At 70.5% G+C, this 14,557-nt stretch carries 15 protein-coding genes; 6 read left to right on the top strand and 9 right to left on the bottom strand.

From position 1 onward, the window contains the following. Positions 1–29 precede the first annotated feature (29 nt). Positions 30–791, bottom strand: a complete 762-nt coding sequence (locus VYJ16_RS07895) for a carbonic anhydrase (RefSeq protein ID WP_336349770.1) — start codon at positions 789–791, stop codon at positions 30–32. A gap of 135 nt (positions 792–926) precedes the next feature. Beyond that, complete coding sequence (locus VYJ16_RS07890; protein WP_336349769.1) at positions 927–1,736, bottom strand: nuclear transport factor 2 family protein; 810 nt, start codon at positions 1,734–1,736, stop codon at positions 927–929. 162 nt (positions 1,737–1,898) lie between these two features. On the opposite strand from VYJ16_RS07890, the gene VYJ16_RS07885 reads away from it, so the two are divergent. Then, positions 1,899–2,942, top strand: coding sequence for a phosphotransferase family protein (locus VYJ16_RS07885; protein ID WP_336349768.1), 1,044 nt, complete (start codon positions 1,899–1,901; stop codon positions 2,940–2,942). A gap of 116 nt (positions 2,943–3,058) precedes the next feature. After that, positions 3,059–4,207, top strand: coding sequence for a hemolysin family protein (locus tag VYJ16_RS07880; protein ID WP_336349767.1), 1,149 nt, complete (start codon positions 3,059–3,061; stop codon positions 4,205–4,207). 159 nt (positions 4,208–4,366) lie between these two features. On the opposite strand, the gene VYJ16_RS07875 is transcribed toward VYJ16_RS07880, so the two are convergent. Further along, positions 4,367–4,960, bottom strand: coding sequence for a plastocyanin/azurin family copper-binding protein (locus VYJ16_RS07875; protein ID WP_336349766.1), 594 nt, complete (start codon positions 4,958–4,960; stop codon positions 4,367–4,369). A 129-nt stretch (positions 4,961–5,089) separates the two neighbouring features. After that, positions 5,090–5,752, bottom strand: coding sequence for a hypothetical protein (locus VYJ16_RS07870; RefSeq protein WP_336349765.1), 663 nt, complete (start codon positions 5,750–5,752; stop codon positions 5,090–5,092). A 255-nt stretch (positions 5,753–6,007) separates the two neighbouring features. Between VYJ16_RS07870 and VYJ16_RS07865 the strand changes: the two genes are divergently transcribed. Further along, positions 6,008–6,184, top strand: coding sequence for a hypothetical protein (locus tag VYJ16_RS07865; protein ID WP_336349764.1), 177 nt, complete (start codon positions 6,008–6,010; stop codon positions 6,182–6,184). Positions 6,185–6,310: 126 nt separating this feature from the next. On the opposite strand, the gene VYJ16_RS07860 is transcribed toward VYJ16_RS07865, so the two are convergent. The 4 genes from VYJ16_RS07860 to VYJ16_RS07845 all read right to left on the bottom strand — a co-directional run bounded on the left by VYJ16_RS07860 (position 6,311) and on the right by VYJ16_RS07845 (position 10,882). Then, positions 6,311–6,997, bottom strand: a complete 687-nt coding sequence (locus tag VYJ16_RS07860; protein ID WP_336349763.1) for a hypothetical protein — start codon at positions 6,995–6,997, stop codon at positions 6,311–6,313. Between the two features lie 111 nt (positions 6,998–7,108). After that, on the bottom strand, positions 7,109–8,080 hold the full coding sequence (locus tag VYJ16_RS07855; RefSeq protein ID WP_336349762.1) for a DUF7282 domain-containing protein: 972 nt from the start codon (positions 8,078–8,080) through the stop codon (positions 7,109–7,111). A gap of 96 nt (positions 8,081–8,176) precedes the next feature. Further along, positions 8,177–9,259 carry a DUF7350 domain-containing protein gene (locus VYJ16_RS07850; RefSeq protein WP_336349761.1) on the bottom strand — a complete coding sequence of 361 codons (1,083 nt, stop codon included), beginning with the start codon at positions 9,257–9,259 and terminating at the stop codon, positions 8,177–8,179. Positions 9,260–9,358: 99 nt separating this feature from the next. Beyond that, complete coding sequence (locus VYJ16_RS07845; protein WP_336349760.1) at positions 9,359–10,882, bottom strand: hypothetical protein; 1,524 nt, start codon at positions 10,880–10,882, stop codon at positions 9,359–9,361. Between the two features lie 179 nt (positions 10,883–11,061). Between VYJ16_RS07845 and VYJ16_RS07840 the strand changes: the two genes are divergently transcribed. Then, positions 11,062–12,300: an outer membrane protein assembly factor BamB family protein gene (locus tag VYJ16_RS07840; protein WP_336349759.1), complete on the top strand. Its 1,239-nt coding sequence runs from the start codon at positions 11,062–11,064 to the stop codon at positions 12,298–12,300. Positions 12,301–12,405: 105 nt separating this feature from the next. After that, positions 12,406–12,927, top strand: coding sequence for a hypothetical protein (locus tag VYJ16_RS07835; RefSeq protein ID WP_336349758.1), 522 nt, complete (start codon positions 12,406–12,408; stop codon positions 12,925–12,927). Positions 12,928–12,975: 48 nt separating this feature from the next. On the opposite strand, the gene VYJ16_RS07830 is transcribed toward VYJ16_RS07835, so the two are convergent. Then, positions 12,976–13,647, bottom strand: coding sequence for a DUF6663 family protein (locus tag VYJ16_RS07830; RefSeq protein WP_336349757.1), 672 nt, complete (start codon positions 13,645–13,647; stop codon positions 12,976–12,978). Positions 13,648–13,808: 161 nt separating this feature from the next. Here VYJ16_RS07830 and udk point away from each other — a divergent pair, with 161 nt between their 5' ends. Beyond that, positions 13,809–14,534 carry a uridine kinase gene (gene udk, locus VYJ16_RS07825; RefSeq protein ID WP_336349756.1) on the top strand — a complete coding sequence of 242 codons (726 nt, stop codon included), beginning with the start codon at positions 13,809–13,811 and terminating at the stop codon, positions 14,532–14,534. The last annotated feature ends 23 nt before the right edge of the window (positions 14,535–14,557 follow it).

The following is a 14,557-nucleotide window of genomic DNA, read 5'->3' as shown; positions in this document are numbered from 1 at the left end:
CCGCTCGCGTCGCTCGCGACCCTCGGCGCTCAGTACTGGAACCGGCGCGTGACGCGGTCGTCGACGTCGGGGTTCGCGTCCCGGATGCGCTCGGGGTCGCGCTCGCCGTCGACGTTGACGACGTGCACCTCGCCGCGCGCGCCGCCGTAGACGTCCTGGAAGTCGTAGACGACGCCGAAGACGCCGACGTCGTCGGGGACGTCCGCGCTGTCGCGGAGCGCCTCGACCTGCCGGTCGACGTTGTACTCGACGAGGTGGTTGACGGCGTCCGCGTGCGTGAGGTCGGCGGGGAGTTCGTCGACGCCGGGTGCGACGCGCGGCCGGAGGAGTTCGATGCAGCGCCTGACGCCCGCCGGATGGCGGTCGGCCGGGACCGGGTCCGGGGCGTCCGCGGGCGTCGACCCGTCGCCCGCCACGCCCGGCGCGTCGCTGGCAGCCTGGCGGTCGGCGCGGACGGCGTCGTACGTCGCCGTCACCGCGCCACACCCGGTGTGGCCGACGACGACCGCGGTCTTCGTGCCGGTGTACGCGAGCGGGTAGAGGACGTCCCCGGAGACGACCGTCTCACCGTCCCTGGACCGCTGGACGACGCGGTTTCCGATGTTCCCGACGGTGAACACGCGCCCCGGGTCGTCGTTCCCCCAGAGTTCGTCCTGAAGGACGCGGCTGTCCGAGCAGCACACCGAGACGGCATCGGGGTGCTGGGCGTTCTGTAGGTCGTCGAACCGGTCGGCGTACGCGTCGGCGTGCGCCAGGTTCCCGTCGAGGAGATCGGCTATCGTCCGCGTCATACCGCTACCATCGACCGCCAGCACGTATTATCCCCGGTTCGCTCCCAGTGTTGCAGTCGCGGAAGAATCGGGACGGGGACGCCGTCGAGTACGCGGCAGCAGCGACCCGTCGATTGCGCGACGGAGGCGACCCGTCTACGCGGCGAGCGGGTACTCGAGGTCGAGCTGGGCGATGAGGTCCGCCATCGACGCGACCGAAGCCATCTCGACGACCTCGCCGTCCTCGATGCGGCGCATGTGGAAGCCGTCCACCGAGATGTCCTTCCCCGTCGGTTCGATACCGCGGAACTCGCCGTCGTGCGTGCCGTGGAACGTGAAGTACTGCATGACGACGTCGTCCTGCGCGACGGTCGCGTGCACCTCGATCTCGAGGTCCGGGAACGCCTCGAGCCAGTCGCCGTAGACGGTCTTGACGTCGTCGCGCGACGCGACCGGGTCGTCGTCGCCGGCGCGGATCATGTGGATGACGACGTCCTCGGCGTACGCTTCGTCGACGAAGCCGAGGTCGTGCTTGCCGAGGATCGCGGCGTTCTCGCGCGCCATGAGCCTGGTCGCGTCCGCTTCCGGTCCCATGAACGGTTCGAGCCGTCTGGAGTCCGGGTAGCCGCGGAACCTGACGATCTCGCCGTCGGCGAGGTCGAACCGGTGCACCATCTCGATCTCGTGGACCTCGCCGTCCTCGGTTCCGACGTCGAACGAGCCGAAGGCGACGACGGTGTCGCCGGCGTCGAGGTACTCGTCGACGTCGACGACGAACTCGTACTCGCCGTCCGGCTGGAACGACGTCTCGATGACGGCGTCGGCGCCGTGGACCGTCTCGAACGCCGTTCGCCACTCGATGTCGTCCGCGAGGTATCCGGCGGCAGCGTCCGCGTCGCCGTCGTTGTACGCGCGATACAGCTCGGAGACGATGCCGACGTTGCCCTTGGACTGTGATTCACTCATTTCTTACACCAACGTTGATGTAGGACTTGCAGAGGCTTAGAGACAGCCTGCCAGTTGCTTGCCGGTTGCTCTCGGCTCGACCCGTCGCCGACCGAATTACCGTGAGACGGGCACGCACACGACCCCAAGGGTTTTCGAGCGCTTGGTCGTCGTCCACGAACGATGCCCGACGTCGAGGTCTCCCCGGTAGTCCGTTCGGTGCTCGCGGCCGCGTTCCCCGAGCGCGAGGTGGCGGCGGCCGGCGACGCCGGCCCGTCGTGGAACGACGGCAATCGCACGATAGGCGTCGAGTTCGCGGACGGCGACCGCGCGTACTGCAAGGTCGCCGTCGACGGCGACCCGTCGCGGGCCGCCCGCGAGTGCGGCGTCCTCGCGTACGTCGACGCGAACGTCACCGTCCCGGTGCCGACGGTGCTCGCGAGCGCGACCGACGACGCGGCCGACCCGCCGTACGTCGTCACCGCCGACGTCGACGGCACCATCGGCTGGCGCGCGTGGCGCGACGCCGACGACGACGACCGCGCGGCGTTCGCACGCGCCGTCGGCAGGACGTTCGCGGCCGTCCACGACCAACGGTTCGACGACCACGGCCGGGTCGTCGGCGGCGACGCACGCGAACTCCACGTCGACCCCGAACCCTGGCCGGCCCTCCTCGCCGACCAGATACGGTGGTCGCGCGACCGCGCCGACGGCGGCCGGTTCGACGACCACTACGACGACGTGCTCGCGCTCGTCGACGACGAACGCGACGCGCTCCGCGACGCCCCTGCCGCGCTCTGCCACGGCGACCCCGCACGCCCGAACCAGTTCCTGCACGACGCCCACTCGTCCGATATCGTGCACGACGCCCACTCGTCCGATACCGCCGAGCGCGCGCCGACCGTCGGCCTCCTCGACTGGGAGCTCGCGCACGTCGGCGACCCCGTCCGCGAACTCCAGCGCACGCGACGGCAGTTCGTCGACTCCCGGTACGACCCCGGGACCGAACGCCACGCGCGAGCGTTCTACGACGGCTACCGCGAGCGCGCCGGCGGCCTCCCCGACGGCTTCGAGGACCGACGAGCGATCTACGACGCCGTCACCTACCTCGGCGTCACCGGATTCTTCGAGAAGTGGGCCGACGACTTCGACGAACCCACCGACGAACTCGCCGCCGAGGTCGACGCCGAGATGGACCGGCGGCTCGCAGTCGCGCGCGAGCGCTGACCCGTCAGGGCGCCACCGCCCGCGAGAACTGACGGTCGAACCCGCTCGCGCCGTTCGTCGGCCAAGGATGCGATGGATAGCGTTTATCCGGGCGTAGGGAGTGGCGTCGAACGAGAATGGTCGAGACGACAACGTTGCTACGGCTGTTCGCGGGCGTCGTCCTCCTGCTCGGGAACGGGTACTTCGTCACCATCGAGTTCGCGATGACGCGCGTCCGGCAGTTCGAGGAGGCCGCGTTCACGGGGTCTCGCGGCCTGGAACGCGCGTGGGAGATGACCGAACGCCTCGAGATATACCTCTCGGGCTGCCAGCTCGGCATCACCATCTGTAGCGTCGGGCTCGGTATCGCCGCCGAACCCGCGCTCGCCGCGCTCCTTGACCCGGTCGTGTCCGCGGTCCGGCCGGCCATCGAGCCAGCGCTCTCGGGCGTCGGCCTCGGCGGCCTCGTCGGCGGCGGTGGCGGCGGCGAGGGCGGCCACACGTTCCTCGCGGCCGCGCTCTCCTACGGCGTCATCAACATCCTCCACCTGACCGTCGGCGAGCAGGCGCCGACGTACCTCGGCATCGAGCGCTCGAAGCAGGTCGCGAAGTACGGCGCGCCCATCCTCTACTGGTGGACGAAGATATTCGGACCCATCATCACGTTCGCGGACTGGCTCGCGAAGGCGATGCTCGCGGCGTTCGGCGTCGAGATAACGCGGTCGTGGGCCGAAGAGGAGATCGAGGGCGAGGACGGCGACGGCAGCGAGGGCGGCCGGAGTCGCGGCGAGTTGATGGCGCGGATGGGTGACGCGCTCTCGGGCGCCGGCCTCCCCGAGGAGCGTCGGCGCGAGGTGATGAACGCGCTCGCCATCGACCGCATCCAGGTCGGCGACATCATGGTCGACCGCGAGGACGTCGTCGCGGTCTCCACGGGGGCGTCGACCGCGGAGAACTTCGAGGCCATCCACGGAACGCCGCATACGCGATTCCCGCTCGTCGGCGAGGACCTCGACGACGTCGAAGGCGTCGTCTACACGCAGTCCTTGCTCGACGAACGGCAGGCGCTCGACGCGGGCGAGAAGACGTTCGCGGACGTCGCCGTGGACGCGATGACCGTCCCGGTGGACATGCCGGTGAGTGAGGCGATCGACGCGTTCCAGGCGGCGAACCAGGAGCTCGCCGTCGTCGAGGACGACGGTCGTGCGGTCGGCGTCGTCACCGCGACGGACGCGTTCGAAGCCATCGCCGGCGAACTCGAGGACCCACTGGACGCCGAGGACTGAACCGAACGCGTCGACGGCCCAGCGTGGGGCTGGTCCGACCCACCACGACCGACGCGCACCCCCGTTCTACGAGCGAACCGGCATCGGGTGAGTTCCAGCGACGCAGTCCTCGTCGTCGGACGAACGGCTCGCTCGGGCCGTCAACTCGCTCTCGCTCCGTCAGGCGACGACGACGGCGCCGCGCATCCCGAACTCGTTCAGGACCTCGAACCCGAGGAACGACTCGACCGGGAACGGAGCGCCGTGAGGCGTACAGTAGTACAGGTACGTGCCGCGCTCCTCGAACGTGTGCGAGAAGTCCGTCGCGGTCTCGGGGAACTGGAGGCCGCTGTCGAACGACCCGTCGAGCGCGACGACGTCGTGCGGGATGCCCGCGACCGGTTCCTCGTACGTCGGCCACGTCCAGACGACGGTCGTGCCGGGCGAGACGACGATCGCTTGCGGCGCGAACGCGACCGGGGCGCTCGGGATGGGAACGTTGGGGACGTCGACGTCGGTCATCGCGCCAACGGTGACGGTGACCGTCGATTCGCGCTTGTGGTTCTCGATACCGCCGGTCCACACGGGCGAGTTCTTGAACTCCGCGGGCGCGTTCAGGAACGCACCGATACCGTTCCCGTTCCCGTAGCCGTTGCCCTTCGGGGTGGTCTTCGCCGCTGCTGCACCGGGGAGTGCGAGGAGGGCGACGGTGGCGATACCGGCGGTCTTCAGGACGTTGCGTCGTGACTGCGTGTGCTGTTCGGGTTGTTGCATGGTGGGTGTCAATCCAAACAGAGACTGACCCGTGTACGTACGCTCGTAGAGGTATTAGCCGTTCCTGCGTGCGTTCTCCGCTCCGAGCCGCCGCGGGCGTGCACGGTCGTCAGGATAGGTCGACGGTCGTCAGGACAGGAGGACGCGTGCCGGTCGGACGATTCGCCGGATGGGGCGCGTGAGGAGGCCGCGGAGGAACGCGACGGTGCCGAGTTCCGAGCGGTCGAGCCGGTAGCGTTCGTCGTCGCGGACGACGATCCCTTGCTTCGTGGTGATGGCGAGTGCGTCGTCGACCGCGTCGGGGTCGAGGTCGCAGGCGTCGTGGAGTTCGCTGCGAGTGAGGGGGCCGTCCTCGAGTGCGGTCGCGATGCGGTTCGCGTGCTTCAGCGTCGCCATGACGTCGCTCCGGGAGTCGACGTCTTCGAGTGGGTCCGGGTTCGTTCCGGTGCGGGCGTCGGCGGTGGCGTCGGCGAGGAACCACGCGCCGGCGAGGAACGTGTAGACTGGGAGCCAGAGTTCGCCGTCGCCGGTGCGTGCGAACTCGACGGCGAGGACGACGCTCCCGACGAGGACGACGGCGCCGATGCCGGCCTTGACGTGGCGGTCCGGGACGGCGTCCGCGTCGGTGACGACGCCGACGAGTTCGACCGCTGCGAGCCCGATGCAGACCGAAACGATGCCGTCGACGGTGAAGTCGAGGAGCGCGTACAGGACGACGACGAACGCGGCGAGACCGAGGAGGCGGCGTGCGGTGAACCGCTCGCGCGCACTTCGGAGGAGGGCGTGACGCATACTCCTGCGTGAGTCGGCGACGATGAAAAGTGCGGTGCCATGCCGCCTGGCCTGCTCGTCGGTTCGGGCGCACCTCGGTACGGCCGGACGTCTTTCGGGCGAACGTCGGCCCGCTTCGGCAACTCGCGGAGAGTTTCTGGAACCGCAGCGCCCATAACTACCGACAATCTCTATCGGTTATTCGGAAACCTCGCGGAGTTTTCTTTCAGTTTTCCTAACACTTAATAAGAATGCTACACAGACGTATGAGTGACCATGGCACAAACCTGTGCGCAGTGCGGAACCGCCATCGACGGCGCGGACGTCCGCTACACCGAACACCGCGCCGACGGAACCGACACGTACTGCTCCGTGAACTGCATCGCCGACGTCGACCACGTCGACGAACACACCGCCAGGACCCGCCTCTTCGACGACCCGCTCGAAGCCTGAACTCGCACCCACCCCACTCCCCCCTCGAAACCCGCTCCACTCCCTTCCACGCCGCTACTCGCACTCTCCCCACGCTCACCACCCGACACCCCGCAGCGCACTGGTAGCAACGCCGACCCGGCCGCGTCAGAACGGGAACGACGACCGCAGTCGCGAGAACACGCCCGTCTCCCCGTCCACGTCGCCGTCGTCCGCCGCGAACCGTCGAACCGACTCGGGGTCAGCGAGCACCGTCCTCGCGACCACCGGCTCCGACACCCACTCGAACGCATCCGTGCCGGAAGCACACTCCTGACCACCGTCGGAAGCGGTCAGCGACTCGTCACCACGCGTCGGGTCCTCGCCGTCGGCCGCCGCCATCGGTTCCTCCGACGGACACCATCCTGACTCCGCCGCCGCCACCGGTTCGCCCGACCCATCGAACGACGAGCCGGGAACTTCGCGCGAGTCACCGGCTCCGGACGCACTCGCGTCCACCGAACGCGGCTCGGGTGCGTCCTCGAACCCCACCACGTCCTCGGGGTCGGGCGTCGAATCGTCCGTCGCTTCAAGCCGGTCGTCGACGTCCGCCGCGAACGCCTCGAACGCCGGTGGCGCCGGAACGACGTCGGCCTCGCTCGCTCGTCGGTCCGCGAGCATCACCTCCTCGGGCGTGTCCTCCTCGAACCGCTCGAAGAGCGCGTCCACGGACGCCTCGACGAGCGACGGATCGACGCGCCCGCCAGCGAAGACGTCGTCGACGCCGTCACGCGCGAACGGCTCGACCCCGTCCTCGACCGGACCGTCGCGTTCGTCGTTCTCGGACTCTCGCATCACGACACGAACGTCCGAGTCCCCAGTATTAAATTTTTGTTATAGTACACCGAAAATAGGGCGGCGGCGGTCTTCGAGAACCGAGAGCGACCCCAGAACCCCGAACGTGTCTCAGTCGCGTCCGCGGACGCCGAGCGCCACGAGCGCACTCACGACCGCGACCGCCGCAGCGACCGCGCCGAAGCCGGGAGCACCACCGGTACCACCGGAACCGGTCGTCGACCCATCCGCGGCGGTCGCCGTCGACCCCGCGGACGTCGTCGTCGGCGCCGGCGCGGTCGTCCCCGTCGCCGTCACCACGATGGACGTCGTCCGGCTCGCGTTCGCGACCTTCGTCACGCCGAACGCGGACGCGACCGGCGTCCCGCCGACGGTCACCCGACGGTCCGCGCTCGCATCGAACTCGCCGTCACCGTCGTCGTGGTAGACGGCCGCGGTCAACTCCGCGGACTCGTTCCGGTCCAGGGACTCGTAGAACGACGACTCCAGCGGCACGGAGACGTTCGCGTTCGTCCCCGCCGACACCGGCGCGGACCCCACGACCGTCCCGTTCTCGTCCTCGACCGCCACGAACCCCGAGCGGTTCGACTCCACGCGCATCACGGTCACCGACGCGTCGTCGATGCGTTGACTCCCGAAGTCCCGCGCGACCACGTTCACGTTCCCGTCGTCACTCACGTAGATCGGGATGACGGACCCCGCGACACGCCCCTGGATGCCCGTGAGCGCGGTGTCCTGGTTCGGTTCGAACTCGCCGTCGCCGTCGGTCCGATGGAGCGCCACCCAGACCTTCGCGACGCCATCGATCTGCGAGAGGAACTCCTCGTCGACGTCGATCTCGTAGTTCTCGTCGGGGCCAGCCGACAGCGCGACGTGCCCGATGGCCTGCCCCATCTGGCCGCCCCTGTCGATGTGGACGACCGCGTACCCGTCCTGGAGCATGAACGACCGTTCGACGACGACGTGGTCGTCGACGACCTGCGCGTCCGCCGTCAGGTGGTTGCCGTGACCGGCGACGGGGAGCGCGGCGAGCGCGGCGAGGACCACGACGCAGGCGAGGACCGGAGCGAGGTACCGACGCATGTGCATGAGTGGTGGTTGGGTTCTTTAGTGTTTGTCGGGAGCGACCGCGTGAACGAAACCCGCCGCGAGGCGGGTGGTTCCGTGAGCGAGTCGGTCTCAGACGGTGAACGACCGCGCGGGAAGCTGGCGGAACGCGCGCTCGTAGCCCTCGTGACGCGCGACCTGCGAGGGCGTGGTCGCGCGAACGACCACCTCGTCGCCGGCCTCGACGCCGTCGACGGCCGCGCCGTAGTGGTACCCCATCTCGCCGTCGAGGACGGGCGCGAGCCGGTCGTCGAACACCGTCTCGCCGTCCCGGGTCACCGTCGCCTCCAGGCCCATCATCGGGACGACGAACCCGTTGTAGCGGGTGCGCGCGGAGACGTACAGGTAGTCGCCGTCGTCCGCGAACCGGCCGCCGCCGTCGACGTGAGCGGCGACGAGGTTCGCGCCGTCGGCGAGCTTCGACCCGACGACGGTCCCGGGGAGCGCGTCCGGCTCGGGGAGTTCGCCCATCGGCGCGTTCATCGACCCCATCGGCTTCACCGCACCGGCCTTCCCGCCGGCGTCGACGTCGCGGACGCTGAACTCGCCGGCGACGGCCTCGCTCCACTCGAAGGGAATCTCGATGCTCGCGGACTCCCCGTACTTCCCGGCGAGCGCGCCGACGCCCCGCGTCGACCCGAGGCCCTCGAAGTTCACGCGCGCCACGTACTCGCCGAAGTCCGGCAGCTCGAAGTTCGCACCGTAGTGAAAGCCCATGCGCTGGGAGAGCATCGGGTACGTGACCTCCTGCGTGACCGTCTCGCCGTCCCGGACGACCTCGGTGTTCACGCTCGAGGGCAGGACCTGGTTCGTCTCCGCGTCGAACACGGACGCCATCATGTGGAAGCTGTCCGCGTCCGTCGTCTCGGTCTTCTCGACGCTCCGCCCGTTGATGTTCCAGAAGTTGTGCGGGATGGAGAGCATGAGCATCGCGCGGAGGTCGCCCGACTTGCCCATCCCCGACATCACCATCTGGTCCATGAACGTCTGGACGTAGATACCGGAGGGGCCGTCGGGGGTCGTGGTCGTCGGTTCGGCGGTGTCGGTCGGGTCGCTATCGGTCTCGGTCCCGCCGTCGCCCTGATTCAGGCAGCCGGCGAGGCCGACGCCGGCCGCTGCTGCGGGGACGGACTGGAGGAGGCGGCGTCGTTGCATGCACGCACCTAGTCGAATGCAAAGAAAAACGATTGTGGTTCACGCATCGAACCGCCGGTTCCCGCCGCCGTACGGAGTCCATCCGACCAGCGGCGCGCGTCACGGTGCGGCGAGCACGTAGAGCGAGGCGACGGTGTACGCGACCATGAGCGCGGCGAGCGGTGCGTGGCCGCGACGGGCTCGACGGGGGTCGGGGAACGTGCGCTCGGTCGCGAGGTGCGCGGCGACGACGGCGACGAGGTGGCCGCCGACGACGAGCGCGACCTGCGTCGTCCACACGGCGACCGGCGCGAGCGCGCTCCCCGGGTCGAGCGCGAGCGGGACGCCGACCGCGCCGACCGCGCGTTCCAGGAGTCGCGTCGCGTTCACGAGCACGTAGGGATAGTTGTGCGCGACGTCGTACGCGACCGCGATGGGGAGCAGGGTCGCGGCGAGGTATCGGAGCACGCGCTCGGCGTCGGCGCTCCCGACTCTGGCGGCCGGCGCGGTCGGCCGGTCGCCCTCGGCGGTCCCGGCTTCGACTCTCTCACTGGTCGTCCGACCGCCGTCGGTGCTCGCGGGCGCCCCAGCGGCTATCGAGACGGCGCGACGAACGAGGACGGCGCCCGCGAGGAACGCCGCGAGGAACCCGACGTAGATGGCGAGCCCGGCGTACGCGCCGACGACCCCGCCGAGGGTTGCGAGGGCGCGCGCGGCGGCGGTCGTCTCGACGGCGCCGTCGAACGTGACGGTCGCCGCGGCGACGACGACGAACGCGGCGGTGGCGACGTCCGCGAGCGGTCGCGCGCTCCCGACCCACGGCGGCCGGAGGAAGACGACGACGCGCGCCCGGTGCGCCTCGCTCCCGTCCGCCCCTGTGGTCTCGCTGCCGGCATCGTGCTCGTACGCGACGGGGGCGACGCGGCCGGCGAGCCGGTAGAGCACGGCGAACGCGTCGGCGCGGTCGAGCGCGGCCCGACCGAACGCGAGCCCGAGTGCGAGCATCGCGAACGCGTACGCGGCCAGGAGCACGACCGTGAGGCGGCCGTCGTCGGGAATGACGGTGAGGTTCTCGGCGACGCCGACGACGGCGACGAGGCCGACGACCGCCGGCCACGACCCGAGGCGGTCGGGGTACTCGCGGACGCCCAGTTCCCGGCCCTCCAGCGCGGCGAGTGCGTCGTACGCGACGTGCCACGGCGAGACGAGTCGCCACGGCGAGCCGACGGCGGCGGCGACGACGAGCGACCCCTTGAACAGTATCGGCCAGACGAGGATCTCCGCGAACGTCACGGCGGCACGGCTCGTGAGGCCGGACGCGACCGCGGCCGCGACCGCGAGGGTCGCGAGGACGCGCACCGAGACGGTGACCGCGCGGACCACGCGCGCGTCCAGCGACCCGATTCGGACGCGTCCCGTCGGCGGGTCCGGGCCGACGGCGAGTCCGACCGCGGTCCCACCGACCGCGAGCGCCGCGCCCACGACGAGCGCGACGAACGGCACGGGCGGCGTCTCCACCGTCGTCCCGTGCGCGCTCGCGACGCCCGCGACCGCCGCGAGCGCTCCGAGCGCGAGCACCGTCGACGCGAGTGCGCGACGCCCACGGCGTCGGGACCCGCGTCCACCTGAACCGTCTTCCTGCATCGGTCGAACCTCCGACAGCGCGGTACAAGTGCGCCGTGGTTCGCCGGTCGAACCGACCGCCCGGAACAGTCCCGTGGTTCGCCGGTCGAATCGACCGCCCGGAACAGTCCCGTGGTTCGCCGGTCGAAGGCCGCGGTCGAGAGCGGGCGCTTATCCCCGTCCATCCCGGAGGCGTGCGTATGCGAGCGGTCACCGTCGTCGCGGTCGCGGTCGTCCTGGCGAGCCTCGCGGGCGCCGTTCTCCTTGGTGCGACCGGCGCGCTCGTCGACGGCGACGGCGCGGCGACGCTCTCGACGACGTGGACGAGCGACTCGGCGGTCCCGTCGGACAACAACCACCACGAGGTCGCGGTCGGCACCGTCGGGGACGAGTCTCGCGTGTTCGCGCCCATCTCCTCGACGCGTGCGGTGGACGCGTGCGCGCTCGTCGCGTTCGACGCCGCGAGCGGCGAGGAACGCTGGCGCGACCCCGTTCCGAGCGCGAACTGCACGGTGCACGCGGTCGCGGACGTCACCGTCGCGGACTACGACCGGGACGGCACCACGGAGGTGCTCGCGACCACGACCGAGCAGGTCGTCGTCGCGTACGCGCCCGGTGGCGAGGTCGAGCGCGAGTGGGAACTCTCGGCGTACGGGTACACGAAACCCGTCGTCGCGAACGTCACTGGCGACGCCGCGCCCGAGGTCGTCGTCGTCGACTCGCGCGGCCTCGTCCAGGTCCTCGACGCGGACGGTGGCGTGGCGTGGCGCGACGACCGCGACGGCTACGTCTGGGGGTCGCCCGTCGTCGACGACGTCGACGCCGACGGCGCGGTCGAGGTCGTCGTCGCCGACAGCACCGGCGCGATGACCGCGTACACCGCGTCCGGTGGCGTCGACTGGAACGTCCCCCTCGACGGCGAGGCGGTGACGTGGCTCGGGCACGGGGACGCCGACGCCGACGGCGTCACCGAGTTCTACGCGGGCACCCCGACCGGGTTCGTGTTCGCGGTCGACGGCACCGGCGAGCGCGCGTGGACGACCACGCGCAGCGACCTCACCGCGACGAGCGCGGTGGTCCGGGACGACGCCGGCGGCGGCGCGTTCGTCGCGAGCGACGACGGCACCGTCGCGCGCCTGAACGCCACCACGGGCGAGGTCGTCTGGGAGACGACGGTCGCGAGCGACGCCGTCCAGATGATGCCCCCGCCGGTCGCCGGCGACGTCGACGGCGACGGCAACGCGGAACTCGCCGTCGCCGCACACGACGGCACCGTCGCCGTCCTCGACCCCGAGACCGGCCGGACGCTCGCGAGCGTCGGCCACGACGACCGCGCCTTCGCCGCGCCCGTCCTCGACGACGTCGACGACGACGGCCGCGACGAGATCGTCGTCATCTACGCCGACGGCACCGTCCGCCGGTTCGACTACGACGACTGACGCCGACCGCGGGGCCCCGCAGCGTCCCGGACGACGCGGTCGGGCGCTCGTCGAGGACGGGACGCGGCACAAGCTTTTCACCGCCCGACCTCGGATTCCCGACAGATGGACCGACGACCGCTCGTCGGCGTCGTACTCGTCGCTGCCACCACCGCCCTCCTGCTCGCGAGCCTCGTCGCCGTCACCTTCGGGACGCGTTGGGGCCACGAGGTCTACCTCTTCCCGTACGCCATCGGCGCATCGACGCTCCCGGTCGTCGCCGCGCTCGCGACCCGGCGGTACCGGCTCGTCCTCCCGACGTTGCTCGTCCCCGTGGGCGTGCTCGCGTTCGTCGGCGGCGTCGTCTGGAACGGCGCGAGTTGCCTGCAGGGCGCGAGCGACGGGTGGTACTTCCGGTACGACCCGGTCCGCAACGTCATCCGGTACGGCGGGAGCGTCGGCACCTGTCGCGCGGAACCGAACGCGCCACTCGTCCTCCTCGGGTACGCGCTCGCTACCCTCGGCGGCCTCCAGACGCTCGACGGCGTGACCGCTCGCCGATGGTCGCCACTTGACTCCTCCGCGCTCCCGGTCGTCGGCCGAGTCCTGCCAGCGGGCGACTCCGAGAGTAGCGACTCGACGAACTGAGGCGCATCTCGGCACTCCCGGTCACGACCTCCGGCGGGGACGCCGTCGTCAGTCGACGTCGTACGTGTCGCGGACCGTCGACGCGAGCATCCCGTCGCGGTCGAGCGCGACGTACACCACCACGCAGCGTTCGTCGACCGGGTCGAGCACGAACACCTCGCGCGCCCCGCCGTCGCGGTCGCCCGCGTCGACCCGCGCCAACAGCGGGTCGAGAGGGCGCGCGCCCGTCCGGAACTCCTCGAAGAGGTCGCGCTCCCCGGGTTGTTCCGCGAACGTGTACAGCGCACCGTTCTCCGCACCGTCCGTGTTCCGCGTCACGCGCGAGTTCACGCCCTCGCCGCGGCGCTTCGCGTCCGCCCACGTCTCGCGCGCCGCCTCGAACAACCCCGTGACGTCGCGCGCGAACGAGAACCGCGTGTCGCGAACGACGTCCAGCGCCGCGACCGTCGGCGGCTCGGTCTGCCAGTCCAACGTCGCGGACACCACCATCCCGGGATGCAACTCAGCGACGCCCTCGGCGTCGTGCCCGTCGCGAGCGATCGCCGTCACCTCGTACGCGCCCGGTTCGTCCGTCGTCGGGTCCGCAGGCACGCGAACGAACGCGAGCGAATCCCCGCGGCGAGCGCTCTCGTACACGCGGAACGTCTCCATCTCCGCCGGTACGCCCGCCGGTTCCTCGCCTTCGTCCGGTACGCCCGATGGGCCGTCGTCTGCCGTCACGTCCCGCACTCGGCGCGCCACACGGGTAAGCGTCGCGGGTCGACACGAAGCACCGCGGGCCCACACACCCCCCGCATCCACACTCACGGCACCGTCACCGCGCGCGCTGCGACGGCAGAAGGCCACGTTCAAGACCCTACCCGCCCGTTCATCGAGCAGAGATGACCATCCCCTCGTTCGTCATCGGCATCGCGGGCGGCACGGGCGCGGGCAAGACCACCGTCGCTCGCGAGGTCGCCGATTCCGTCGGCGAAGCCGTGACGCGCGTCCCCATCGACAACTACTATCACGACCTCTCGCACCTCGAGATGGACGAACGCGAGGACGTGAACTACGACCACCCCGACGCGTTCGAGTGGGATCTCCTCATGGAGCACCTCGACGCCCTCCTCATCGGCCAGTCCATCGAGATGCCCCAGTACGACTTCACGCTCCACAACCGGAAGGACGAGACCGTGCACGTCGAACCGTCGGACGTCATCGTCGTCGAAGGCATCTTCGCGCTCTACGACGACGCCGTCACCGACCGCTGCGACCTCAAGGTCTACGTCGAAACCGACGCCGACGTCCGCATCCTGCGGCGCATCCGCCGGGACGTCATCGAACGCGACCGCGACCTCGAAGGCGTCATCGACCAGTACCTCGGTACGGTCAAACCGATGCACGAACAGTTCGTCGCTCCGACGAAGAAGCACGCCGACATCATCATCCCGGAAGGCGCGAACCAGACCGCGGTGAACCTCCTCACGGAGAAGGTCGAGGTCGAACGGAGCGGCGTCGCCCAGGGCCTCGCGAGCGAATGGGAGCGCAAGCCCGTGGAGGTCGCCGACGCCGACGGCGACCGCACGACCGTCACGCCCTCCGCGGACGAGGACGGCGAGGATTGAACGCATCCACCGCCCGGGAAACC

The organism is Halorubellus litoreus (genome assembly GCF_037081675.1).
Taxonomy (GTDB): Archaea; Halobacteriota; Halobacteria; order Halobacteriales; family Natrialbaceae; genus Halorubellus; species Halorubellus litoreus.
This window is presented reverse-complemented; position numbering and strand designations above follow the sequence as displayed.

Excerpts from the sequence above, each read along its gene's own strand:
- VYJ16_RS07880 (WP_336349767.1), top strand. The coding sequence starts at position 3,059 with ATGGTCGAGACGACAACGTTGCTACGGCTGTTCGCGGGCGTCGTCCTC.
- VYJ16_RS07855 (WP_336349762.1), bottom strand. The coding sequence starts at position 8,080 with ATGCGTCGGTACCTCGCTCCGGTCCTCGCCTGCGTCGTGGTCCTCGCC.
- VYJ16_RS07895 (WP_336349770.1), bottom strand. The coding sequence starts at position 791 with ATGACGCGGACGATAGCCGATCTCCTCGACGGGAACCTGGCGCACGCC.
- VYJ16_RS07870 (WP_336349765.1), bottom strand. The coding sequence starts at position 5,752 with ATGCGTCACGCCCTCCTCCGAAGTGCGCGCGAGCGGTTCACCGCACGC.
- VYJ16_RS07885 (WP_336349768.1), top strand. The coding sequence starts at position 1,899 with ATGCCCGACGTCGAGGTCTCCCCGGTAGTCCGTTCGGTGCTCGCGGCC.
- VYJ16_RS07840 (WP_336349759.1), top strand. The coding sequence starts at position 11,062 with ATGCGAGCGGTCACCGTCGTCGCGGTCGCGGTCGTCCTGGCGAGCCTC.
- VYJ16_RS07845 (WP_336349760.1), bottom strand. The coding sequence starts at position 10,882 with ATGCAGGAAGACGGTTCAGGTGGACGCGGGTCCCGACGCCGTGGGCGT.
- VYJ16_RS07835 (WP_336349758.1), top strand. The coding sequence starts at position 12,406 with ATGGACCGACGACCGCTCGTCGGCGTCGTACTCGTCGCTGCCACCACC.
- VYJ16_RS07860 (WP_336349763.1), bottom strand. The coding sequence starts at position 6,997 with ATGCGAGAGTCCGAGAACGACGAACGCGACGGTCCGGTCGAGGACGGG.
- VYJ16_RS07890 (WP_336349769.1), bottom strand. The coding sequence starts at position 1,736 with ATGAGTGAATCACAGTCCAAGGGCAACGTCGGCATCGTCTCCGAGCTG.
- VYJ16_RS07850 (WP_336349761.1), bottom strand. The coding sequence starts at position 9,259 with ATGCAACGACGCCGCCTCCTCCAGTCCGTCCCCGCAGCAGCGGCCGGC.
- VYJ16_RS07875 (WP_336349766.1), bottom strand. The coding sequence starts at position 4,960 with ATGCAACAACCCGAACAGCACACGCAGTCACGACGCAACGTCCTGAAG.
- udk (WP_336349756.1), top strand. The coding sequence starts at position 13,809 with ATGACCATCCCCTCGTTCGTCATCGGCATCGCGGGCGGCACGGGCGCG.
- VYJ16_RS07865 (WP_336349764.1), top strand. The coding sequence starts at position 6,008 with ATGGCACAAACCTGTGCGCAGTGCGGAACCGCCATCGACGGCGCGGAC.